Source organism: Serratia sp. AS12, from assembly GCF_000214195.1.
Classification (GTDB): domain Bacteria; phylum Pseudomonadota; class Gammaproteobacteria; order Enterobacterales; family Enterobacteriaceae; genus Serratia; species Serratia plymuthica.
Genome location: NC_015566.1, coordinates 2,794,417 through 2,818,133, shown reverse-complemented (window position 1 = coordinate 2,818,133; position 23,717 = coordinate 2,794,417). Strand labels below are relative to the sequence as shown.

At 54.7% G+C, this 23,717-nt stretch carries 20 protein-coding genes; 11 read left to right on the top strand and 9 right to left on the bottom strand.

Going from position 1 to position 23,717, the window contains the following annotated elements; all coding sequences use genetic code 11:
• Window positions 1–13: 13 nt before the first annotated feature.
• Window positions 14–1,858: a hypothetical protein gene (locus SERAS12_RS13090; protein ID WP_013813110.1), complete on the bottom strand. Its 1,845-nt coding sequence runs from the start codon at window positions 1,856–1,858 to the stop codon at window positions 14–16.
• Window positions 1,859–2,181: 323 nt separating this feature from the next.
• Here SERAS12_RS13090 and SERAS12_RS13085 point away from each other — a divergent pair, with 323 nt between their 5' ends.
• The 3 genes from SERAS12_RS13085 to tyrR all read left to right on the top strand — a co-directional run bounded on the left by SERAS12_RS13085 (window position 2,182) and on the right by tyrR (window position 6,538).
• On the top strand, window positions 2,182–3,579 hold the full coding sequence (locus SERAS12_RS13085; protein ID WP_013813109.1) for a YcjX family protein: 1,398 nt from the start codon (window positions 2,182–2,184) through the stop codon (window positions 3,577–3,579).
• Window positions 3,576–4,637 (top strand): YcjF family protein, encoded by a 1,062-nt coding sequence (locus tag SERAS12_RS13080; protein ID WP_013813108.1) that lies wholly within the window; start codon window positions 3,576–3,578, stop codon window positions 4,635–4,637. Before SERAS12_RS13085 ends, SERAS12_RS13080 begins: the two co-directional genes overlap by 4 nt.
• 329 nt (window positions 4,638–4,966) lie before the next feature.
• Window positions 4,967–6,538, top strand: a complete 1,572-nt coding sequence (gene tyrR / locus SERAS12_RS13075; RefSeq protein ID WP_004945094.1) for a transcriptional regulator TyrR — start codon at window positions 4,967–4,969, stop codon at window positions 6,536–6,538.
• Between the two features lie 62 nt (window positions 6,539–6,600).
• On the opposite strand, the gene tpx is transcribed toward tyrR, so the two are convergent.
• The gene (tpx, locus tag SERAS12_RS13070) at window positions 6,601–7,104 is read right to left on the bottom strand and encodes a thiol peroxidase (RefSeq protein ID WP_006319550.1); all 504 of its coding nucleotides are present in this window, start codon (window positions 7,102–7,104) and stop codon (window positions 6,601–6,603) included.
• 223 nt (window positions 7,105–7,327) lie between these two features.
• Between tpx and ycjG the strand changes: the two genes are divergently transcribed.
• Complete coding sequence (gene ycjG, locus SERAS12_RS13065) at window positions 7,328–8,308, top strand: L-Ala-D/L-Glu epimerase (protein WP_013813107.1); 981 nt, start codon at window positions 7,328–7,330, stop codon at window positions 8,306–8,308.
• On the opposite strand, the gene mpaA is transcribed toward ycjG, so the two are convergent.
• Complete coding sequence (gene mpaA, locus SERAS12_RS13060) at window positions 8,305–9,012, bottom strand: murein tripeptide amidase MpaA (protein WP_013813106.1); 708 nt, start codon at window positions 9,010–9,012, stop codon at window positions 8,305–8,307. The two genes, ycjG and mpaA, sit on opposite strands and share 4 nt — an antisense overlap.
• Before the next feature lie 207 nt (window positions 9,013–9,219).
• Here mpaA and SERAS12_RS13055 point away from each other — a divergent pair, with 207 nt between their 5' ends.
• Window positions 9,220–9,570 (top strand): hypothetical protein, encoded by a 351-nt coding sequence (locus SERAS12_RS13055; RefSeq protein ID WP_004945080.1) that lies wholly within the window; start codon window positions 9,220–9,222, stop codon window positions 9,568–9,570.
• 158 nt (window positions 9,571–9,728) lie between these two features.
• Window positions 9,729–11,363, top strand: coding sequence for an ABC transporter substrate-binding protein (locus SERAS12_RS13050; RefSeq protein ID WP_013813105.1), 1,635 nt, complete (start codon window positions 9,729–9,731; stop codon window positions 11,361–11,363).
• Window positions 11,364–11,443: 80 nt separating this feature from the next.
• On the opposite strand, the gene SERAS12_RS13045 is transcribed toward SERAS12_RS13050, so the two are convergent.
• Window positions 11,444–12,505 carry a hypothetical protein gene (locus SERAS12_RS13045; RefSeq protein WP_013813104.1) on the bottom strand — a complete coding sequence of 354 codons (1,062 nt, stop codon included), beginning with the start codon at window positions 12,503–12,505 and terminating at the stop codon, window positions 11,444–11,446.
• A 145-nt stretch (window positions 12,506–12,650) separates the two neighbouring features.
• On the opposite strand from SERAS12_RS13045, the gene zntB reads away from it, so the two are divergent.
• Complete coding sequence (zntB, locus tag SERAS12_RS13040; protein ID WP_004945070.1) at window positions 12,651–13,634, top strand: zinc transporter ZntB; 984 nt, start codon at window positions 12,651–12,653, stop codon at window positions 13,632–13,634.
• Between the two features lie 219 nt (window positions 13,635–13,853).
• Here zntB and SERAS12_RS13035 read toward each other — a convergent pair whose 3' ends face one another.
• The 3 genes from SERAS12_RS13035 to SERAS12_RS13025 all read right to left on the bottom strand — a co-directional run bounded on the left by SERAS12_RS13035 (window position 13,854) and on the right by SERAS12_RS13025 (window position 16,347).
• Window positions 13,854–14,252 carry a VOC family protein gene (locus SERAS12_RS13035; protein WP_013813103.1) on the bottom strand — a complete coding sequence of 133 codons (399 nt, stop codon included), beginning with the start codon at window positions 14,250–14,252 and terminating at the stop codon, window positions 13,854–13,856.
• Window positions 14,253–14,394: 142 nt separating this feature from the next.
• Window positions 14,395–15,333, bottom strand: coding sequence for a tRNA 2-thiocytidine(32) synthetase TtcA (ttcA, locus tag SERAS12_RS13030; protein ID WP_013813102.1), 939 nt, complete (start codon window positions 15,331–15,333; stop codon window positions 14,395–14,397).
• A 300-nt stretch (window positions 15,334–15,633) separates the two neighbouring features.
• A complete protein-coding gene (locus SERAS12_RS13025) occupies window positions 15,634–16,347 on the bottom strand; it encodes a B3/4 domain-containing protein (protein ID WP_013813101.1) in 714 nt (237 codons plus the stop codon).
• A gap of 43 nt (window positions 16,348–16,390) precedes the next feature.
• On the opposite strand from SERAS12_RS13025, the gene SERAS12_RS13020 reads away from it, so the two are divergent.
• Both SERAS12_RS13020 and SERAS12_RS13015 read left to right on the top strand, forming a co-directional pair.
• Window positions 16,391–16,993: a helix-turn-helix domain-containing protein gene (locus SERAS12_RS13020; protein WP_013813100.1), complete on the top strand. Its 603-nt coding sequence runs from the start codon at window positions 16,391–16,393 to the stop codon at window positions 16,991–16,993.
• Window positions 16,994–17,063: 70 nt separating this feature from the next.
• Window positions 17,064–18,305 (top strand): alginate lyase family protein, encoded by a 1,242-nt coding sequence (locus SERAS12_RS13015; RefSeq protein WP_013813099.1) that lies wholly within the window; start codon window positions 17,064–17,066, stop codon window positions 18,303–18,305.
• Between the two features lie 4 nt (window positions 18,306–18,309).
• Here the strand turns inward: SERAS12_RS13015 and nifJ are convergent, their stop codons facing one another.
• Window positions 18,310–21,843: a pyruvate:ferredoxin (flavodoxin) oxidoreductase gene (gene nifJ, locus SERAS12_RS13010; protein ID WP_013813098.1), complete on the bottom strand. Its 3,534-nt coding sequence runs from the start codon at window positions 21,841–21,843 to the stop codon at window positions 18,310–18,312.
• A 249-nt stretch (window positions 21,844–22,092) separates the two neighbouring features.
• Here nifJ and SERAS12_RS13005 point away from each other — a divergent pair, with 249 nt between their 5' ends.
• On the top strand, window positions 22,093–22,425 hold the full coding sequence (locus tag SERAS12_RS13005) for an SMR family transporter (RefSeq protein WP_004945049.1): 333 nt from the start codon (window positions 22,093–22,095) through the stop codon (window positions 22,423–22,425).
• A 547-nt stretch (window positions 22,426–22,972) separates the two neighbouring features.
• Entirely contained in the window at window positions 22,973–23,233 is a 261-nt protein-coding gene (locus SERAS12_RS13000) for a DUF333 domain-containing protein (RefSeq protein ID WP_013813097.1), read from the top strand.
• 46 nt (window positions 23,234–23,279) lie between these two features.
• Here the strand turns inward: SERAS12_RS13000 and hslJ are convergent, their stop codons facing one another.
• Window positions 23,280–23,708: a heat shock protein HslJ gene (gene hslJ, locus SERAS12_RS12995; protein ID WP_013813096.1), complete on the bottom strand. Its 429-nt coding sequence runs from the start codon at window positions 23,706–23,708 to the stop codon at window positions 23,280–23,282.
• Window positions 23,709–23,717 lie beyond the last annotated feature (9 nt).

Genomic DNA, 23,717 nt, shown 5'->3' with positions numbered 1-23,717 from the left:
GGTGGCATAAACTTTAATTGATGGCGGTCACTTTCGTCCCCGGTGTTGCCAGATAGATCCAGTCTGCGCCGTCACTGATAATGGCCTGAGCCGAGGGAGAGGCTGCAGTATTGGTACAGAAAATAACGGTGCCTTTGCAGGAGATCGCAACAGGAAGCTGAGAAAACGTCATTGACGATAAATTGGTACCAAAGCGACTGATGCGACTATTGGGCCGCCAGCCGGCAGCGGTTTTCACCCAACTGTAAATCGCGCCTTCCTGGTCCCCGGTTACCGCTGTATTGAACCATTCGGAGCCGATAGGGCGTGGGTTGTTCCCATATTCCTGTGGGGAAATATTGGTTCTAGCCACGGTGTATTTTGTTTTTCCTGGTTGAAAGGAGCAGCCATAGAGAAGATCCACATTTGCGGTTCCTTCAATATCCATATCAATTACCGATCCTAAGCCATTTTTTGACGTATACGTAAAGTTTCCGCTGCAACGGCCACCGAAGAAACGAAGGTTACTTGTATTGCAATTCACAGTTGTATATTGACAATCCACGAAATCGATTCGTGTATTAGAGCCATCATTGTTTACGGCCACGACTCCAGAAAATTGAGTGGCAGATATTGTACTAGGGTAAGAAGGATAACTCCACCGGAGACTTGCAAATCTGCAGTTAGTTATCATGGCTTTGACACTGGTTGAAAAATTAATGTCTTGCAACCAGCAACTGTTCAGGAATACGTTAAAAAACTTTCCTGAAGTGTTGTGGGTTATGTCTCCTGCACGGTTTACATTAGTAACGTAAACCACACCATACCCTGTGGCATAAACAAGGCTTTTTACTTCCGATGCTTGGATTTCGTTAAGGAATACCTCACCTGAGTTGTTCATATATAAGAAAATACTAGCATTGGGATTATTGCCAAGGAGCATCGCTAGCGGGCCGTCTCTATGCTCCATGTGAAGGTTTTTCACCCAAATCCCAAGGCCACCTCGAACATATAACGTTGGACTGATGAGATTTGCTTCCCATTGACAGTTTTCGAAGCGAAGCATATTACATTCGTCATCTGCCATGGTTGAGATGATATGTACAGGTGCAAGCATCATTTTAGATGTATTCGTAATGTCTTGATATGAGTTATAGCTTCCGTTGCTTCGCCCGCAGCCTTGAATTTCTAAAAAATTAAAATAGCTATCCTGTACCTTATCTAGATACAACCCGGCACCTTTGCAGTAAAGTATACTAATGTTTTTTAACTGTATGTAACCGGCGTATTTTATGCTCAGTCCGCTGATTATTTTACCGTTCCCTATTATTTGTAGGTTGCTCAGGTTAAAACCACCACTGCTCATGTTACTACTACCAATGCCAATATTAATAACGGCGGTAGGATCTAATGGGTTAGATATGTCATTGCCTACATAATTAAAAACGGCCTGCGAAGTGTAAGAGTTTTCACCATATAAACTTATTGCTGAATTTGCCGGAAACATGATTGGCTTACCAATATTCCAATATCCGGCTGGTATCTGTACGGCTTTATTCCCTCGTATTAGTGCGATATTTTGTATTCTGTCAGAATTATCTTGTAGATCTGGATCGCATCCACCATCATACAAACTTAAGTTTGTAATGTTTTTTCTTAGCCAAATTGCAGTGGAATTATTTATCGAGACTGTGGTATAGCCCCCATCATCAATGGCTGAAATGGGTGTTAGATGTCCGGTAAAAAAACCACCTCCTTGCTCGCGGTTTTGATAATACTCTTTAAGATAAACTTCTTGGCCTTCAATCACGGGTATTGTATTTTTTAGGTCAGCCATTGATTTAATGTAAACAATGTCTGATATGTAATTTGTAGGCATGACTACCTCCGCTAACATTAAATTATATGTATGAAAAAATGATTGTTTCATTGAGTGGGTGGTAAGTCGAGATGTGTTGCTAACATTAATGATAGCGCATGTGAGGTATTTCACAGACTTAAATCGTTATGCCATTCATCACAGTGGGTATCTGGTTTTTATAAGAAACGCGTAATGAGTAAAAATTAATTTGTTGCTAATTTTATTATGAATTAATTTACATATTTAACCTAGTATTGATAGAGTAGAAAGACGCATCGTGGCTAGGTTGCTGGTATGTAATGCGAAATCGGAGGAATACCTCCGAGGAGCCAAGGAGAACAATGAAACGACTGCAAAATGAGTTAACCTCGCTGGTCAACCGCGGGATGGATCGCCATTTGCGTCTGGCGGTGACCGGCCTTAGCCGCAGCGGCAAAACCGCCTTTATCACTGCCTTTGTCAACCAACTGCTGCACGTTCACAGCGGTGCGCGCATGCCGTTGTTTTCGCCAGTGCGCGAAGAGCGACTGTTGGGCGTGAAACGCATTCCGCAGCGCGATCTTGGCATTCAACGTTTTACCTATGATGAAGGGCTGGCGCAGCTTTATGGCACCCCGCCAAGTTGGCCGACCCCGACGCGCGGCGTCAGCGAAATTCGCCTGGCGCTGCGCTACCGTTCCAACGACTCGTTGCTGCGGCATTTTAAAGATACCTCGACGCTGTATCTGGAAATCGTCGATTATCCCGGTGAATGGTTGCTGGACTTGCCCATGTTGGAACAGGACTATCTGGCCTGGTCGCGCCAGATGGCCGCTCTGTTGCAGGGCGATCGCGCCGAGTGGGCCAAACCTTGGCTAGAACTGTGCAAAGGTTGCGATCCGCTCGCGCCGGCTGACGAGAACAAGTTGGCGGCCATTGCGCAGGCCTACACCGACTATCTGTTGCGTTGCAAAAGCGAAGGCTTGCACTTTATCCAGCCGGGCCGCTTCGTGCTACCGGGGGATTTGGCCGGCGCGCCGGCGCTGCAGTTCTTTCCGTGGCCCAATGTCGACAGCCTCGGCGAATCGAAGCTGGCGCAGGCTGACAAGCACACCAACATCGGCATGCTGCGAGCGCGTTTCAATTACTACTGCCAATCCATCGTCAAAAACTTCTATAAAGAACATTTCGTCCGTTTCGATCGGCAGATTGTGCTGGTTGACTGTCTGCAACCGCTCAACAGCGGTCCACAGGCGTTCAACGACATGCGTCTGGCGCTGACCCAACTGATGCAAAGTTTCCACTACGGCAAGCGCACGCTGTTCCGTCGCTTGTTCTCGCCGACCATCGACAAGCTGATGTTTGCCGCCACCAAGGCGGATCACATTACCGCCGACCAGCACGCCAATCTGGTGTCGTTGTTGCAGCAGTTGGTGCAGGAAGCGTGGCAGAACGCGGCGTTTGAGGGCATCAGCATGGATTGCGTGGGATTGGCCTCCGTACAGGCGACCGAAAGCGGCATCGTCGACCATCAGGGGCAGCGGATCCCGGCCTTGAAGGGCAACCGCCTCGCCGATGGCGCTCCACTGACGGTGTTCCCCGGCGAAGTGCCGGCGCGTTTGCCTGGGCCGGCTTTCTGGCAAAACCAGGGTTTCCACTTTGATGAGTTTCGTCCGCGGGCCATGAGCGTGGACAGCCCGTTGCCGCACATCCGTCTGGACGCGGTGATGGAGTTTTTACTGGGAGATAAATTGCGATGAGCGAACCGATAAAGCCGCGTATCGATTTTGAAGAGCCGTTGCAGCCGCCGCAAGAACCGATATTGCGCGCCAACGTCGCCTTTGATGAACAGCAGGCGGAGCGTTTTTTCCCGGCCGCGCCTGAGTTGGAACAAGAAGAGGAGGAAGGGCGCGCCGAAGGCATTATCAATGCCGCCTTGAAACCCAAACGCAGCCTGTGGCGCAAAATGGTTACTGCCGGGTTGGCGTTGTTCGGCGTCAGCGTGGTGGCGCAGGGCGTGCAGTGGGTGCATACCGCTTGGGTGCAGCAGGATTGGATTGCCATGGGCGGCGGCGTGGCTGGCGGCTTGATCGTGTTTGCCGGGGTAGGGTCGGTCGTGACCGAATGGCGCCGGTTGTATCGTCTGCGCCAGCGTGCGCAAGAGCGCGACGTCGCGCGGGAACTGTTGCACAGCCACGGGTTGGGCAAGGGGCGCGAATTCTGCGAGAAGTTGGCACGACAGGCCGGCCTCGATCAGGGGCACCCGGCGTTACAGCGCTGGCAGGCTTCGCTGCATGAAACTCAAAATGACCGCGAAGTGGTGGCGCTCTACGCCAAGCTGGTACAGCCCGTTCTGGATAATCAAGCGCGTCGTGAAATCAGCCGTTCGGCGGCAGAATCCACATTAATGATCGCCGTCAGCCCGCTGGCGCTGGTGGATATGGCATTTATCGCCTGGCGTAACATTCGGTTGATCAACCGCATTGCGGCGTTGTACGGCATTGAATTGGGTTATTTCAGCCGTCTGCGGCTGTTCCGTTTGGTGCTGCTGAATATCGCCTTTGCCGGTGCGTCCGAACTGGTACGTGAAGTGGGAATGGATTGGATGTCACAGGATTTGGCTGCACGGCTGTCCGCTCGCGCAGCCCAAGGCATTGGCGCCGGTTTGCTGACCGCCAGGCTGGGCATCAAGGCGATGGAGCTGTGCCGCCCGCTTCCGTGGCTGGAAGGTGAGAAGCCCAAGCTCGGGGATTTCCGCAGCCAGTTGCTCGGTCAACTGAAAGACGCCATGAAAAAAAACGACAATAAAGCCAAGTAACTCACCAACTGCGCCCGCCCTGGGCGCAGTTGTTTGTTTCTGCATCAATAGCCACCGCACAGCTCAATACGTAACCCCTGGTTGACGAAAGACGATCGCCCTGTGATCACATTATATTTATCTAAAAAATTATTGCCGGTTATGATAACTCTCTGCAAATGAACTAAAATGACGCCGATGGTGTTATTTACTTGCGTTTAAAATCATCAACAACGGCGATAAATCAGAGTTCTGTCAACTTTTGCTGACAGATTGCTTCTACCGCCCGGGGTGAGAGAGTATCATCATCGACAGTCATCCCCGCACCTGCAGAGATAAGGCCAATACTGATGCGTTTGGAAGTATTTTGCGAAGACCGACTCGGTCTGACTCGAGAATTACTCGATCTTTTGGTATCGCGCAGCATCGATTTACGGGGTATCGAAATCGATCCCATCGGCCGCATTTACCTCAATTTTTCCCAGCTGGATTTTGACACCTTCCGCGCGCTGATGGCGGAAATCCGTCGCATTGCAGGCGTGACTGACGTGCGCACCGTTAACTTCATGCCGTCCGAGCGCGAACACCGTGCGTTGCGGGCGCTGCTGGAGTCGATGCCGGAGCCGGTATTTTCGATTGATATGCGGGGCAAGGTCGAGTTGGCCAACCCGGCGGCACAGGTGTTGTTCAGCTTCAGCGAAGATAAAATCCGCAATCAAACGGCTACGGCTCTGATTGGTGGCTATAACTTCAGCCGTTGGCTGGAGAGCGAACAAACGGCGCCGCACTCAGAACGGGTCGTGATCCGCAGCCAGGATTTCCTGATGGATATCACGCCTATCTACCTGGAAGACGAAAACCAGCAGAACGCCACCGTTGGCGCGGTGGTCATGCTCAAGTCGACTGCACGCATGGGGCGCCAGCTACAGAACCTGTCGGTGAACGACGATACCGAATTCGATCATATCGTGGCCGTCAGCCCGAAAATGCGCCAGGTGCTGGAGCAGGCACGTAAACTGGCGATGCTGGATGCGCCGTTGCTGCTGGTCGGCGACACCGGCACCGGCAAAGACATTCTGGCTCGCGCCTGCCACCTGCGCAGCCCGCGCGGCAAACAGCCGTTCCTGGCGCTGAATTGCGCCGCACTGCCGGATGACGTGGTGGAAAGTGAGCTGTTCGGCCATGCGCCTGGCGCTTACCCCAATGCGCTGGAAGGCAAGAAAGGCTTCTTCGAACAGGCGCACGGCGGCTCGGTACTGCTGGATGAGATCGGGGAAATGTCGCCGCGCATGCAAACCAAACTGCTGCGTTTCATTAACGACGGCACTTTCCGTCGCGTAGGGGAAGAACACGAAGTACACGTGGATGTTCGGGTCATCTGCGCCACCCAGAAAAACTTGACGGAGCTGGTGCAACGCGGTGAATTCCGCGAGGATCTCTATTATCGGCTTAACGTGCTGACCATTACTATTCCGCCGCTGCGCGAACGTCCGCAGGACATCATGCCGTTGACCGAGCTGTTTGTGGCGCGCTTTGCCGACGAACAGGGTGTGGCGCGGCCGAAGTTGGCGAACGATCTGGGGAGTTTCCTCAGCAAGTACGGCTGGCCGGGCAATGTGCGGCAACTGAAAAATGCCATCTACCGCGCGCTGACGCAAACGGAAGGCTTTGAGCTGCGTCCGCAGGATATCGTACTGCCGGAATTTGAGGTCGAGATGTCTCTGGGTGACGAAGTGCTGGACGGCTCGCTGGACGATATCAGCAAGCGCTTCGAGCGTTCGGTGTTGACGCGGTTATACCGCACTTACCCGAGCACGCGAAAACTGGCGAAACGCCTGGGGGTTTCGCATACCGCGATTGCCAACAAGCTGCGCGAGTATGGCCTCAGCAGCCGCAAGGCGGCGGGGGAAAGCGAAGAATAAAAAACGGGCGCCGCGGCGCCCGTTTCGTTTATCAGAGCCCGCGAAAGCCGGCTCGGGTGACATCACTTCAGTGCAGCCAGCGCAGCATCGTAATCCGGCTCGTTGGTGATCTCATTCACCAACTCGCTGTACAGCACATTGTCCTGGCCATCCAGCACCACGACTGCACGCGCAGTCAGACCCGCCAACGGGCCTTCAGCGATTTCGACGCCGTAAGCCTGTTTGAATTCAGCGCCACGCAGGGTGGACAGCGTCACTACGTTGCTCAGGCCTTCCGCGCCGCAGAAGCGTGACTGGGCGAACGGCAGATCGGAGGAGATGCACAGCACCACGGTATTATCCAGACCGCTGGCCAGTTGGTTGAATTTACGTACCGAGGCAGCGCAAACGCCGGTATCAATACTTGGGAAAATGTTCAGGACTTTGCGTTTACCCGCGAAGCTGCTTAGCGCTACGTCTGACAGGTCTTTGGCAACCAACGAGAACGCTTTGGCTTGTTCGCCTGACTGTGGCAGATGGCCTGCAACGCTGACCGGGTTGCCTTGGAAATGTACTGTCTGAGTCATTGGCTTGGTTCCTTTTACAGGTGTTTATACAAAGGGGATGAACCTAATAAAATAGCCGCAATGGCTGGGTTTACCATTAGGTTCACGCCCTGGCGTCAGTTTAAGTCAACAATTGTGGGTTGGATATATAAAGTTTGCTAAATAGTTGTATATATTAGGTTGTGTCCAAAAAACATCCGCCCGTTAGCCCGTTTTTATACGTTATTTTCGCTCAGGAGCCGTTATGAGAAGCATGCGTTTTTACCCAGAAGCCTGGCCGTTGCATACCGCCTTTGTCATTGCCCGCGGCAGCCGCACCGAAGCGAAAGTGGTGGTGGTCGAGATTGAACTGCAGGGTGTGCGCGGCATCGGCGAATGCACGCCGTATGCGCGCTATGACGAAAGCGAAGCCTCGGTGCTGGCGCAATTGGCGGAGGTGGCACCGGCTATCGAACGGGGAGTGACGCGTGAGCAGTTGCAGCAGTTGATGCCCGCAGGCGCGGCGCGTAATGCGGTGGATTCGGCGCTATGGGATCTGGAGTGCCGCCTCAGCGGCCAGAGCCGCTGGCAGCGCAGCGGTGTCACGGAGCCGGAACGCATCCTGATGGCGCAAACCGTCAGCATCGGCTCGCCGGAGGCAATGGCGTTCGCCGCGCGTGAACTCGACCAGCAGGGCGCACGGCTGTTGAAAATCAAGCTGGATAATCACCTGATCAGCGAACGGCTGGTGGCCATCCGCGCAGCGGTGCCGGATGCGACGCTGATCGTCGATGCCAACGAATCCTGGCAGGCGGAAGGCCTGGCTGCGCGTTGCCAACTGTTGGCGGATCTGGGTGTGGCCATGTTGGAGCAGCCGCTGCCGGCCGCCGATGACGGCGCGCTGGAGAACTTTATCCACCCGTTGCCGATTTGTGCCGATGAGAGTTGCCACACCAGCCGCGATTTGCCAGCGCTTATCGGCCGCTATCAGATGGTCAATATCAAGTTGGATAAAACAGGCGGCCTGACGGAGGCGCTGGTTTTGGCTAAGCAGGCGCGGGAGCAGGGGTTCGCCATTATGCTCGGCTGCATGTTGTGTACTTCACGGGCGATCAACGCGGCGTTACCACTGGCTCCAGGGGCGCGCTTTGTGGATCTGGATGGCCCGACCTGGCTGGCGAAGGACGTCGACGCGGGGCTGGATTTTGACTATGGGGCGATCAATCTCGCCCCAAGGCAGAATTAATCCTGGTAGGTCAACAGCTCTACCATTGCATCAAGATAGCTCTCGCTGGCGGCATCGGCGGAGATCGGCGGGAATTCGGCGGTAATGCAGGGCAACGACAAATCGGCGCACCAACTGCCGAACGAACCTGGCGTCTCGTAGCCCACGCTGGTGACCAGCGGCAAAGCAAACTTATGTGAAAGCCAGACACCGAGTTGGGAACTGGCGGGATCTTCAATGCAGGCCAAGGGTTCATGAAACGACACCACCCAGTGCGGTTTCAACCGGTGAATCAGGTGGCACAGCGCCTGGGTTTCCGGTTCTGAACCGGGGCGGCCGCCAGTTGACAGCTTCACATCCCGTGCCTCCGCTGCACTGTTCCAACGATAAACCGTATCGCCGGAGCGCCAGTTGGCGGCGGGGAAATTACGGTTCAGGTCAACGCCGTTGGCATTGGCGCGTAGCCCCAGTTGGCACCCATCGGGATTGACCGCCAGTATCACGTGATGGCGCAGCCGGTTTGGCGCAATGCTGCGTAGCGCACAAGAAAGGGTGACGATAGCGGCCCCCTCGTCACCGTGGGTACCGGCGATGATCAGCCCGGTTTCCGGCCCGCTGATGGCTGCGGGAAAATAGAGCAGCGGCGCTCCTAACAGCGAACTGCCGTAATTCTCTCCTGCAACGGCCAATTGGCCACGTTCACTGCGCGGTCGATGCTGGATCATGGTGTTGTCCCTGGGTTAAATGTCGAGAGTCATTATCATTTTATTCAGTGTATTACGCTTTGGCTTATCTTTCCCAGAGCAATTGTTTCACCTTTGCCTGATATGTGAGCTGTGCGTTGGCACAGGCAACAATAAAACCGCGCCGGTCATTTCGCTGTTGTTATACTATCGGCAAAGCTAACCCAATAACCAAGCAGGGGATTTAACATGCCAGTAGCCAGAATAGTTGCCAGCTATAGCGAAAATGAAAAGGATACCATCACGCTGCTGTGCGGCGTGGATGAGGAAAACCAGATCCGTCAGGGGGAATGGTTCGGCGTGGTGAAGAATGATGACGGGCGTGGCGATGAGTCCAATTATCCCTTTACTCTGCACGTCGACTACCAGAAAAACACCTTCTATCTCGACTATGGTTATGACGATGCCGAGTCGCGCCAGATGCAGAAGACCGATATATATTCTAAACCGCTCGCCGAACAAAGCTTCTTCACCATTTTCGACGAGGAAGAAGGTGAAGAGTTCAGCTACCGCATCAACAGCATTCACCTTTACGACTAACTCTCCCTGAAACAAAAATGCCCGTGTCGACGTTGTCGCACGGGCATTTTTTATTGTCTGGCCCTCAGTTTTTGCATCTTGTCCGCCCAGGGCTATAGGTGAGACGGATCTTGTGCTATATGATAAAAAATTCAGATGGTTAACGGGGATGAATCAGAATGACGAGAAGAAAAATTCAGCAAGGTTTTCGTTTGGCGTTGTGTGCAGTGGCTATCGGCGCAGGATTGAGCAGCGCGATGGCGGCGCAGGTTCCCCCAGGCACCACTCTGGCGGAAAAGCAGGAAATTGTTCGCCATATTAAAGATGAGCCGGCCTCACTGGATCCGATCAAGGCCGTGGGCTTGCCGGAGGCGCAACTGGCACGTGACCTGTTCGAAGGGCTGGTGAATCAGGATGCCAACGGCAAGGTGATCCCCGGCGTAGCCACCCGTTGGCAGACGACTGATAATCAAACCTATATCTTCACGCTGCGCAAAGATGCGCGCTGGTCAAACGGTGACACTGTAACGGCGAAGGATTTCGTTTATAGCTGGCAACGCCTGGTTGAGCCAAAGAACCTGTCACCCTTTGCCTGGTTCGCCCAACTGGCCGGAATTCAGAACGCCGACGAGATCATCACCGGTAAGCTGCCTGCCGATAAGCTGGGCGTAACGGCGTTGGATGACTACACCTTTAAAGTGCAGCTGAACAAACCGGTACCGTACTTTGTCAGCCTGACCGCCAACTTCAGCCTGTTCCCGGTGAACCGGTCGGTGGTGGAGAAATTCGGCAATGACTGGACCAAAGTCGGCAACCTGGTGGGTAACGGTGCGTTTAAACTGCAGGAGCGGGTGGTCAATGAGAAACTGGTGCTGACGCCAAATGAACACTATTGGGATCATGCGCATACCGTGCTGACCAAAGTGACCTTTGTGCCGATCAACCAGGAGTCTAATGCCACCAAACGTTATCTGGCCGGCGATATAGATATCACTGAATCCTTCCCGAAAAATATGTACCAGAAGTTGCTGAAAGATATCCCGGATCAGGTTTATACCCCGGATCAGCTCGGCACCTATTATTACGCTTTCAATACCCAACGTGCGCCGACCAATGATGTGCGAGTGCGTAAAGCGTTGTCTTATGCGATCGACCGTAAAATTATCGCCGAAAAAGTGCTGGGCACCGGTGAGAAGCCGGCTTATCACTTCACGCCGGACGTCACCGCCGGGTTCAAACCGGAAGTGAGCCTGATGCAGCAGCAATCGCAGGCGGAACTGAATGTGCAGGCCAAGGCGTTGATGCAGGCCGCCGGCTACGGCCCAAATAATCCACTGAAGCTGACGCTGCTGTACAACACTTCGGAAAGCCATCAGAAAATCGCGATTGCCGTGGCGTCGATGTGGAAGAAAACGCTCGGGATTGACGTTAAGTTGCAAAACCAGGAATGGAAAACCTATATCGACAGCCGCAACACCGGTAACTTCGACGTCGTGCGTGCTTCCTGGGTGGGCGATTACAACGAGGCATCGACCTTCCTGTCGCTGCTGAGTTCTTCCCACAGCGGCAACATCGCCAAGTTCAAGAGCGCCAAGTATGACAATCTGCTGGCGCAGGCTAGCCGGGAAACCAACGCAAAGGCCCTGACGGCGGATTACAATAAAGCGGAACAGATCATTGCGGAACAGGCGCCGATCGCGCCAATTTACCAGTACACCAACGGTCGCCTGATCAAGCCTTGGGTCAAAGGGTACCCGATCACCAACCCGGAGGACGTGGCCTACAGCCAGACAATGTATATTTTGCAGCATTGATCTGCCGCGTTATTTGCTATGCATTTTTATCAGACCCCGCTAAATGGCGGGGTTTTATTTTTGTGGCAGAACCATAGCGGTTATGGCGCCACAAACAACACCCTACGCGCAACAGAGGAAGGAAATACGCAAGACACGTCGTGCGCGCAGCCGGGGACGATCAGCAGCTGACGTTTGGCGACAGGGGCGATAAAATTCCGATCGTAAGCCGCATAGGCGATACCGCGTTGCAGACGATAGGGGCCCTGAGCCTGCGCAGCACAGGATTTATCGAGTATTTTGTAGAAGGTGCCGGGCGCGTTGCCGGTATCTTTTTCGCCCTCAATGTAGGTGATGTCCGCTGCGGCATAGCGTTGGCGCACCGTTTTGCTGGTTTGACCATGAAAAGCGGGGAGCTTTTCAATACCGTATTTCCAGTGGTTTAGGTTCGGGCACGCGTCGTCGGTAATTTCCGTCCAGGTAAAGTCGCAGCCTTTTTCCTGACTGCAACTGCGCCAGTCGACAACCGGCTGTGGGCGGCGGCGATCAAAGTAAAGCCAACTGCCGGGGTCGGAAATGACATAACGCACGCTCATGCCGCCAGGTGCCTCAGCAAATCCGGCGTAGTGCTGCACGAACTGCGCGCCGGCGGAAAACCCAGCGACAGTGACCCACCGTAACTGCGGCCATTTGATTTTCAGTTCGGCGATCAATTGGTCAAGCGCGGCAAACGAGCTCACTGTTGACTGTAAATCCAACCCACCCTCGATCCAGGAGCTGCAACTCCACAAAGCATCACCCGGCTGCGCCGCAGGAACGCCGGGCGAATGGCAGCGCCTGGCCTGCGCGGTGGGAACCGGATAGAGCGGCGCAACCAATAAAGTATCGTCGATTTTACCTGCCAGTTGCGCCGCCTTCAGGGCAGCAGCCAGCGTTTTCCCTGCGTCTCTGGGGTGGCCGTGCAGCACGATTAACGCGGAATACGGTGTTCGCCCGTGGGTTTTTGCGACGTAGTAAGGCAAATTACCCGCCGAGTCGCCGAGCTTGAGCTGATAGGCATCAGCGATACTCTCGAGCGAATCTTCTGCGGCAAACAGCGGATAGAATGGCGCAGGAGCAAGCGTCAAAATAGAAGCCAACAGTAACGTCGATGTGTATTTCATGGGGGCCTGGCTGAGCGTTGGTCGTTATTCACCCATGTTAGCGCATAAGGTGCTAGTCAGGGGCAAGCATCAAGCGGCTTTATCTTTGAGTCGCAAAACATTAACGCTAGACTCTGGTGTAACTGAAAAGCGAAGGGGATAAGGAATGGATGTCATTGAGGGGCGCGAGTTACAGGTTCCTGATGCGGTGTATGCCTACCAGTTAGACGGCAAAGGTGGCGTAACATCGATTGACTACGATGATAAAATCACCTGCGATGAGCCTTGCTGGCTGCATCTGGATTATGCGCATCCGGCCAGCGCTGAATGGCTGAACACTACGCCGCTGTTGCCGGATGCGGTAAGAGAAGCGTTATCAGGGGAAAGCTCACGCCCGCGGGTCAGCCGCCTGGGGGATGGCACCATGATCACGTTACGCAGCATTAATTTCAACGCCAACTCACGGCCGGATCAGTTGGTGACCATCCGCGTTTACTTGACCGATAAACTGATCGTTTCCACCCGGCACCGTAAGGTGTACTCCATCGATCAGGTGGTGAACGATCTGCAAAGCGGCGCCGGGCCGACCAACAGCGGCAACTGGCTGGTGGAGGTTTCCGATGCGCTGAACGATCACACCAGCGATTTTATCGAGGATCTGCACGATAAGATCATCGATCTGGAAGATGCGCTTTTGGAGCAGCAAATCCCGGAACGTGGGCAGTTGGCGCTGATCCGCAAACAACTGATTGTGTTGCGCCGTTACATGGCGCCGCAGCGCGACGTATTTTCCCGGCTGGCGAGCGAGCGGTTGCCCTGGATGAATGATGACGATCGACGCCGTATGCAAGATGTTGCCGACCGGCTGGGGCGCGGTCTGGACGATCTGGATGGCAGCATTGCGCGTACCGCGATCCTTTCCGATGAAATTACCACCGTGATGGCCGATGCCATGAATCGCCGAACTTACACCATGTCGCTACTGGCAATGGTATTTTTGCCCACCACGTTTTTGACCGGATTATTCGGCGTTAACCTGGGCGGCATTCCCGGCGGTGGCAATCCCTTTGGTTTTGCCACGTTTTGCTTGATGCTGACGGGGTTGGTGCTCGGCGTGGCCTGGTGGTTGAAACGCAGCCGCTGGCTGTAGCCAAAAAAGCGCGAAAACCCGGTTAACATTGAGCGATATCAACTTTTGCCGGGCGGAAATGGGGCATGATCTCTCTCGCAGGTGAATGCAACGTCAAGCGATGGGCGTTGCGCTCCATAATTGTCTTACTTTCTTATTATTTAGAATTACTGCATAGCACATTGATTCATACGATGCCGGTCTAACCACCGGCATTTTTTTGTCTGCAGTTTACCGCCTTCAGGCCGCGCTTTCGTCCCAGAAACTGGCCTCGATTTTATGCCCATCCAGATCGCGAACAAAGCACCCGTAATACGCTTCGCCATAGTGTGGTCGTGATCCTGGTGCTCCTTCATCTTTCGCGCCGGCCTGCAGCGCCAGTCGGTAAAACTCATCGACCTGCTGTTTGCTGGTGGCGAAAAAGCCTACATGCACGCCGTTACCGGCAGATGCGGGTTGGTTATCGATCGGTACCTGCAACCAGAACTCCGGGTAATCACGGCCATAGCCAATAGCGCCAGGGTGCTCCAGCACTCGCCGACAGCCCAATGCGGAGAGCGTACTATCGTAAAACTCGGCGGCGGCATCGAAATGATTGGTACCCAGGGAAACATGGGATAAGCAGGGGGTAATGTTCATCGGTAATCTCCTTATGACTGTATGAATACACAGTATAGAGGAAAGGTGGTGCTGTCCGATAAATTATGCTGAAATTGTGAGCAGGATCGAAAACTGTCGGGAGGAAAAAACGCCGCCCGCAGATAACGGGCGGCGCCAGGGTTTACTTGATTTCGAGAACGTTTAAACGCTCCAGTGGCGGAGCAGTTTCATCTGCATCCTCCGGCTGCCAACCGACCGGTTGCATCGGAATATCTTCGCGATCAAAGGCCAGATCGCCACCGTCTACCACTTCGCTGCCGTGGTGAATCTCTTTGAAATCAAACAGATTGTAATCGCTCAGGTGTGAAGGCACCACGTTTTGCATTGCGCTGAACATGGTTTCCAGACGGCCCGGATAGCGTTTATCCCAGTCGCGCAGCATGTCGCCAATCACCTGACGCTGCAGGTTGGGCTGTGAACCGCACAGGTTACACGGAATAATGGGGAATTCTTTGGCCACCGAGAAACGCTCGATATCCTTTTCGCGGCAATAGGCCAGTGGGCGGATCACCACATGCTTGCCATCGTCGCTCATCAGTTTGGGTGGCATGCCTTTCAGTTTGCCGCCGTAGAACATATTGAGGAACAGCGTTTGCAGAATGTCGTCACGGTGGTGGCCAAGGGCAATCTTGGTCGCGCCCAGTTCGGTGGCGGTTCGGTAAAGAATACCGCGGCGCAGGCGTGAACACAGTGAGCAGGTAGTTTTGCCTTCAGGGATCTTGTCCTTGACGATGCTGTAGGTGTTTTCTTCGACAATCTTGTATTCCACCCCCAGACCTTCCAGATAAGCCGGCAGGATATGCTCGGGGAAGCCCGGCTGTTTCTGGTCGAGGTTGACCGCCACCAGCGAGAAGTTCACCGGCGCGCTTTGCTGCAGGTTACGCAGGATTTCCAGCATGGTGTAGCTGTCTTTGCCACCGGACAGGCAGACCATGATGCGGTCGCCTTCTTCAATCATGTTGAAATCGGCGATCGCCTGGCCCACGTTGCGACGCAGGCGCTTTTGCAATTTGTTGAGGTTGTACTGCTCTTTTTGACTAACGGTTTGTTTTTCTGACATTTAAATCGTGCTCGTTTTCAATTGGGGGCACTATGGGGGCATGACATGTAGACCGCGAGTTTAGCATTTAACAGGCGGTTTGGGTCATTATTCATTTCTTCCCTGTTTGCCCCCGAGGCCTTGAAGACCCTGTGCGCATATCATGCCCCATCTGGTTTGCGATAAAAATGGGTTCGCGCCTGCTGACAACAACCAGCAGGCAAAAGTATGTCGCGTATGGTACGGATTACTACGACGAATACCAGCGCGTTTTATGCATGAGCCCAGACATGGCCCAATGAGGAGCGAAAGCCGTCTTTTTTACTTTGTTTGATGCTCTTCAGCCAGATCGAAACCAATCAGTGTCTGTTCGGTTTTTACGCCTGGCATCATCTGATGCAGTCCCTTTATCAGTTCCTCGCCGGCATCATACAACGCCTGTAACGGCATGGCCGGCAGGCTTTCCAGAATAAACCACATCTTGCCGGCATCTGCGCTCAACCGGGTTCTTACCCCTTGGCGCCAGTTCCAGCGACGGCAAGTTACCCCCAGATCGTCGCGCCAGACGACTTCACCTTGTTCCGGCGATTCATGCGCCATTTCACCGTCTTTTATCGTATCAAACAGTTCGCTTCCATCGGCAACCACCAACCTGGGTTGCCCGACATAGGCTTCAATATTTTCCCCGCCAACGGGAATGGCATAGCGAATGCTGATGGCATTATAAAGATCAACTACGGGGTCGATACTGGGTAGCGAGCCGTCTCGCAGAACCCGTTTGCGCAAAGCTTCCGCTGAACAAGGGGTGCGTTTGGGTTTGGCGCCGAATCGGGTAAATGCCTCTCCCCAGGCGGCAAGATGAGCCTCAGCCCAGGGCGCGTCACCCGCAGAAAGAGAATGACAAGCCTGTTCCAAAGCCTGGTCGGCAATCTTCGGGTTGATAATAGGTGCGGCTTCAACCGCAATGCTTAAGGCTCTGAAGCCGGGCGCCACGGAGGAAACCTTGGGATCGATTGACGGAAGAACTGAAAACATCTGATAATCCTATAATGACTAATTTATTTCATGGTAATGACTAATGACCAATAAAGTCAATATATCGACCGAACACGGAGCGGACATTCAAACTGTCAATGAAGCGGTTTCAAGCACCATCAAACAGCACCGCAAAGATAAGAAATTGACGCTTGATGAGCTATCACGTAGAGCGGGCGTCAGCAAAGGGATGCTGGTGGAAATCGAGAAAGGAACCGCTAATCCGAGCATTGCCATATTGTGCAAAATAGCGGCGGCCCTGGGCCTGTCTGTCGCCGATGTCGTTAATGTCACCGATGCGCCCTCCGCCTACCTTATCGATAAAAAAGATATACCTACATTATGGACGGGGGACTCGGGCGGAACAGCCCGTTTGCTGGCGGGGACGCGTGGGCCGAATATGATTGAGCTGTGGCGCTGGGAGATGTTTCCTGATGAGCTGTTTGCCTCTGCGGGCCATCCTCAAGGCACTTTCGAGCTGCTGAATGTTGAGCAGGGCGTTCTCAACCTGAAGGTGGGGAGTACCGAGATGATTATTCCTGAGGGCTCCTCTGCTGTCGCCAACACTGATGTGCCGCATCATTATTCAAATCGGGGTGAGGGGAAATTGATCTTCACCATGACCGTGGCCGAACTTCACTCCTGACATAAAGTAGGTTTGCCGGGAGTTATCCCAAGGGCGAGTCTGTATAAGAGGTCATATGGCAGGGAGGATTATGCGTAAATTCTTGCAGGCCGGGTTATTGCTTTATTTTACGTCGTTTGCGACCCACGCCACAGAGTGCTGCATTTTCTTGCAGCAACCTTCGCTGTCGCAGGTAAAAGCCCATCTCAGCGGTGACGCTAACTATAAGCGGCTGCTGCAGGACGCCGACAGCGCGATGCACAAACCCTTGCTCAGCGTGACCGAGAAAGGCCTGCTCCCAGCCAGCGGCGACAAGCACGATTACCTGAGTCTCGGTGCCTACTGGTGGCCGGATGCCGGCAAAGCGAACGGGTTGCCCTGGGTGCGCCGAGATGGGCTTGTGAATCCGGCCAGTAAAAACGAGCAGAGTGATGGCGTGCGGCTGGCGGAGTTCACTCAGCGGGTACAGATTCTGACGTTGGCGGGCTATTTCTCCGGGCAACAACGCTATAGCGACAGGGCGATCGCGTTGATCCGCGCCTGGTTTATCAACCCGCAAACGCGGATGAACCCGAACCTCAACTACGCACAGGGTATTCCAGGGCGAGACAGCGGCCGTGGTAACGGCATTCTGGACGGGCGTTATTTCGCCACCCGCATTGTCGACAGCCTGCTGCTGTTGCGCCAGACGCCAGGCTGGACGGTGGCCGATGAAAGCCGGACGCGGCAATGGTTTAGCAGCTACCTCGATTGGCTGTTGCACAGCCCCGCCGGCAAGCAGGAAGCCGCCGCGAAGAATAACCACGGCAGTTGGTACGCCGTTCAGGTGGCGGGTATTGCCGCCTGGCTCGGGCGTGATGAAGTGGTGCGGGAGATGGCGACGTTGACGCAGCATAAGCTTGATTTACAACTTGCCGTTAACGGCTCGCAGCCGCAAGAATTGTTACGCACCCGTTCGTTCCATTACAGCTATTTCAATCTGCAGGCGTTGGTGCTGATGGCCGGGGTGGCGCAGCGGCAGGACATTGACTTGTGGCATTACCGCACGGCCCAGGGCAGTTCGTTGTTGGCGGCGTTGGACTTTATGGCACCTTACGTTGATGCAGGGCGGAAATGGCCCTATCCAAGCCTTGATCGGGTTGGGGTGCGCATCGTGCCGCTGTTGATTCAGGCAGATAGCCTAATGAAAACAGATCGTTACCAGCCAGTGATTGAGAAGGTGCAGTTCGACGCTGCGCAAGGGCAGGGAAAAGAAAACTATGTGCGCGGTGCGGTAAAAGAAGCGCAGCGGCAAAGCTGGTTGGAAACAGGGCGCGAACCGGTCGCGCCCTGAAGGATTACTCGGCGGACGATTGTTCCGTCTTGCCGGCCAACATACTGAGGAAGTCGTACTTCTCTTTCAGCTCTTTCTCGGCGGCCTGGTACAACGCGCTGGCGACCTCAGGCTGCTGCGAGTTCAGGCGGCGGAAGCGCTGTTCTTTCAGCAAGGTTTCGGTCAGCTCGCTGTTTGGCGGTCGAGAGTCCAGCGCCAGCGCGGGTTTGCCTTGGTCGGCGCGGCGCGGATCGAAACGGTACAACGGCCAGAAACCGGTGGCGGTCAACTGTTTCATCTGATCGTGGCTAAGCGCCAGATCGTAACCGTGCTCCTCGCAGGGGCTGTAGGCGATAATCAGTGACGGGCCCGGATAGGCCTCCGCTTCCTGAATGGCCTTCACCGTCTGGTTGAGCTGCGCGCCCAGGGATATCTGCGCCACATACACATGGCCATACATCATCATGCTGACACCCAGATCCTTGCGTGCCTTGCGCTTGCCGTGCTCGCCGAACTTGGTGACCGCCCCGAGCGGCGTGGCTTTCGACTGTTGGCCGCCGGTGTTGGAGTAACACTGGGTATCCAGCACCAGCACGTTGACGTTCTCGGTCAGGCTAAGGACGTGGTCCAATCCGCCAAAACCGATATCGTAGGCCCAGCCGTCGCCGCCAATCAGCCAAATGGATTTATCCACCAGATAATCGGCGTCGGTCGCTAACTGGCGGGCGTCGTTACCTTCGATTTGCGTCAGCAAGCCGCGCAATTCAGCGATCTGTTGGCGGCGCGGTTCCGGCGCGATATCGTTCATCTGCAACGCGTTGACCAACGGCTCAGGCAGTTGCGGCGCCAGCGTATTCAGCAACCGCAGCACGCGGCTACGGTGCTGATCGACCGTCAACCTGAAGCCCAGACCAAATTCGGCGTTATCTTCGAACAGCGAGTTTGCCCATGCCGGGCCGCGGCCTTCGGCGTTGGTGGTGTAAGGCGTGGTCGGCAGATTGCCGCCGTAAATGGATGAACAGCCGGTGGCGTTGGCAATCAGCAACCGGTCGCCATAGAGCTGGGTCAGCAGCTTGATGTACGGTGTTTCGCCACAGCCGGAACAGGCGCCGGAGTATTCGAACAGCGGCGAGATCAACTGCGAAGTGCGGATGTCGATGCGTTCTATCTGCGCTGGGTCAATCTCCGGCAACTGCAGGAAGAAATCGTAATGCCGTTTTTCCACCTCAAGATTATCGAGGCGCGAAGCCATGTTGATCGCCTTGATGTCCGGGTTCTGGCGGTCTTTCGCCGGGCACACCTCTACGCACAGGTTACAGCCGGTACAATCTTCCGGCGCGACTTGCAGCACATACTTCTGACCGCGCATATCACGCGCTTTGACATCCAGCGACTGCAAGGTGGTGGGGGCGTGCTCCATTGCCTGCGGTTGCACCACTTTGGCGCGGATGGCCGAGTGTGGGCAAGCGGCAACGCAGTGGTTGCACTGGGTGCAGAGATCCGGCTGCCAGAGCGGGATCGTCTCGGCGATATTGCGTTTTTCCCATTGGGTGGTACCAACCGGCCAGGTGCCGTCCGGCGGGAAGGCCGAGACCGGCAGCGCATCGCCCAGCCCGGCCAGCATCGTGGCGGTAACGGTTTTGACAAAATCGGGGGCGGCATCCGAGACTATCGGCGGGCGCAGCGGGCTGCTGCCGTCGATCGGTTGCAGCGGGATCTCAATCAGCGCATCAAGCGTGGCATCCAGCGCCTGCCAGTTGCGTTCGACGATCTCCTGGCCTTTGTTGCTGTAGCTGCGGGCGATAGCATCCCGCAGTTGCTGTAGCGCCACGTCGCCCGGCAGAATTTGCGTCAGTTGGAAAAATGCCATCTGCATAACGGTATTGATGCGCGCTCCGAGCTGGCACTCGCGCGCCAGTTTTGCCGCGTTGATGATATAGAAACGCGCTTGGCGCTGTTGCAGCACCGCCTGAACCTCCTGCGGCAGCCGTGACCACGCCTCATCGGCCCGGTACGGCGTATTGAGCAAGAAGATGCCGCCGGGTTTCAGCCGTTCCGCCATCTGGTAGGTATCGATAAACTGCAGTTGATGGCAACCGACGAAGTCGGCGCGGCTGACCAGATAGGCCGAATTGATGGGCTGTTCGCTGACGCGCAGGTGAGAAACCGTCAGGCCGCCAGCCTTCTTCGAGTCGTAGACAAAATAGCCTTGCGCGTACATCGGCGTGCTGTTGCCGATGATTTTGATGTTGTTCTTGGTGGCGGATACGGAGCCGTCGCTGCCCAAGCCGTAGAACAACGCCTCCAGCGAAGCGCGCGGTGGCAGGGTTTCTTCGCTGAGCGGCAGGGAAAGGCCGGTCACATCGTCGAAAATACCGACGGTAAAGCGCGGGCGCGGCCTGGCAAGTTGCAGTTCGTTGAATACCGCCAACGCACAGTCCGGCCCGAACTCCTTCGAGGACAAGCCGTAACGGCCACCGATCACCATCGGCATGTCCGCGCGTTCGCCACGGCTGAAGGCCTCGGCCAGTGCGGTCATCACATCCAGATACAGCGGTTCCGCCAGCGCACCCGGCTCTTTGGTGCGGTCCAGTACGGCGATTTTCCGGGCACTTTCCGGCAGCACGCTGAGCAGGTGCCGAGCGGAGAAGGGTCTGAACAGCCGTACTTTTAGCACACCGACCTTTTCACCGCGCGTTAACAGGGCGTCAATCGCTTCTTCGCAGGTGCCGATAGCGGAACCCATCAGGATCACTACGCGTTCGGCCTGCGAGTGGCCGTAATATTCAAAGGGTTGATATGCCCGCCCGGTGACTTGCGCGAATTTATCCATCGCATCAATCACATGTTGGCAGGCGCTGTCGTACCAGGGATTGGTGGCTTCACGCGACTGGAAATAGGTATCCGGGTTAGCGGAAGTACCGCGCACCACCGGGTGGTCCGGTGACAAAGCGCGGCTGCGGTGGGCGTCAATCGCCTCCTGCGGCAGCATCTGACGCAGGGTATCGTCGCTCAACGGCACGATTTTGTTGATTTCGTGTGAGGTACGAAAACCATCGAAAAAATGAATAAACGGCAGGCGGCTGTTGAGGGATGCCGTTTGGGAAATCAACGCAAAGTCTTGCGCTTCCTGGACGCTACTGGCGCACAGCATGGCGCAGCCGGTCTGGCGTATGGCCATTACGTCGGAATGGTCGCCGAAGATCGACAGCGCATGGGTCGCCACGGTACGCGCGGCGACGTGCAGCACAAACGGCGTCAGTTCACCGGCCAGTTTGTACAGCGTAGGGATCATCAGCAGCAGGCCCTGCGATGAGGTGAATGAGGTCGACAGAGCGCCGGTTTGCAGCGCACCGTGCACGGTGGCGATGGCTCCGCCTTCGGACTGCATTTCCATCACGCACGGCACGTCTCCCCAGATGTTTGGGCGGCCGTCGCTGGACCAGGCAGCCGCCTGTTCCGCCATGGTTGAACTGGGGGTGATCGGGTAGATGGCAATCACTTCGCTGGTGCGATAGGCGACGGAAGCGACTGCATTATTACCATCTGTAGTAATCATCGACTTTACCTTTCATTGCTCAAAAAGCTGCAAAAGTTGCCTCTCGCAGTAATTAGCAAAGTCTAGCAGAGGGATATATTGGCCCTTTATCGCGTTTGTGTGGCGGGTGAAAAATCAACAAGGCGCGCGCTCGAGGTAATATTTTCGGTAAAAATTGTTTTCAAACGGAGAATTAGCCGGGTGGTTTAACGACAATTTATTCGCGACGCGCCATACTGGTGAACGTGTTCACTTACAGAAGAAAAAACGATGAGCGGATTTATCTATTTGACCATGGCGATTGTTGCGGAAGTGATCGCCACCACCATGTTGAAAGCCTCTGAAGGCTTTACCCGACTCTGGCCATCGCTGGTGGTTGTCGTGGGCTACGCCGTGGCGTTCTGGGGGCTGTCAATGGTGGTAAAAACCATGCCGCTGGGGATAGTCTATGCTATCTGGTCGGGCATGGGCATTGTTCTGGTGTCGATAGCGGCCGTATTTGTCTATCAGCAAAAGCTGGATCTGCCTGCGGTGATCGGCATGGTGTTAATTATTGCCGGCGTACTGGTGATTAATTTACTGTCGAAAACGGCGGCGCATTGATTGTTATTTTAATGTGAAAATAGCCAGCGTGGCATTCAGTGACGCTGGCTGAATCATCCAGGAGTAAATAACGGGAAATAAAGAGTTGTTGTGCCCAGCCAATTTAAAATTAAGGCCAATAAGGCGACAGCCTGAATGTCGCGGATGTATTAACCTGCAACAGGGTGGCCCGCAATATCTCCCGCTCCGGTAGCTAAACATGCGCAGCAACCCAAGAGCCTCCGCCTCGCTCGCCAGCAAGTTTTCAAACTTGGGTTGTCGCTGCCCCCTCGCCATGGCGACGCCTTTGCCTGCAAACCCGCAGTACGTCACCGACCTTAGGTGCCGGGATGGCATCTGAGAGAAAGAAATCCCGTAACGATAATAATGGCGATTTTGTTCAAATAAACGCCAAATAATTGCAGGAATATATTTCCATAATTAATTTATCAGGCTAGATTAAACGGGTTTGCATCAAAGATAACTGAACGTGTCCGCATTTAAAGTGACGCGGGTTATCAGCAATGGCGATTTTACACAGCGCAGTTCCGGGTTCAGGAGTGAAATAATGCAAAAATCAACGTGGCTGCTTGCCGGCGCCGTACTGCTTTTGGCCGCATGTAGCAGCAAGAGTGAAGAACCAGTTCAGCAGGGCAACAGCGCAAGAATCAATACGTTACAGACCAGCGCCAACTGCGCCAACGTTGGCGGCGTCACTACCGTGGCTCATAATTTAAACGGTGAGGCGGTAAGAATGTGTCAGATGCCGAACGGTAAGCAGTGTGAGGAATGGGCCCTGGGTAAAGGAGCTTGCTCGACCGCCGGTTAAGATAAGAAAGAACACCAGGCCGATCACACAGCCTGGTGAACAGGGATCACTGCACCCAGTCTCGCAGGGTATATACCAGGACATGGTCGCCGCCGCTCAGCGTTAACTGCTGAGCGTTGAGGCTGATTTTTGCCCCTTTTTCCAGCACTGCGTTGAGGGTCTGATCCCACTGATTGTGTTGCGCATCGGTGCACAGCATCCGCGTTGAGGCCAGGTTTTTCACCGTCAGCACGCCGTTTTGCAACTGACCGCTGCCGAAGAAGCGGTTACACATCGCGCCGGAAACATGCATTTTTTCACCGAACTCAATGCTTGGGGCATTACCGGGCTGCGGCTTCACCGCAACGCCGTCCACGCTTTGCAGCACGAAATTGTGATGTAACAGGTCGTCTTCCGTGATCGCTTTACCGCTCTGGCTCATTCCACACCCCGTTAATAACAGCGCTGCTAACGCCATCGGCAGGCACTTTTTCATGCGTTTCCC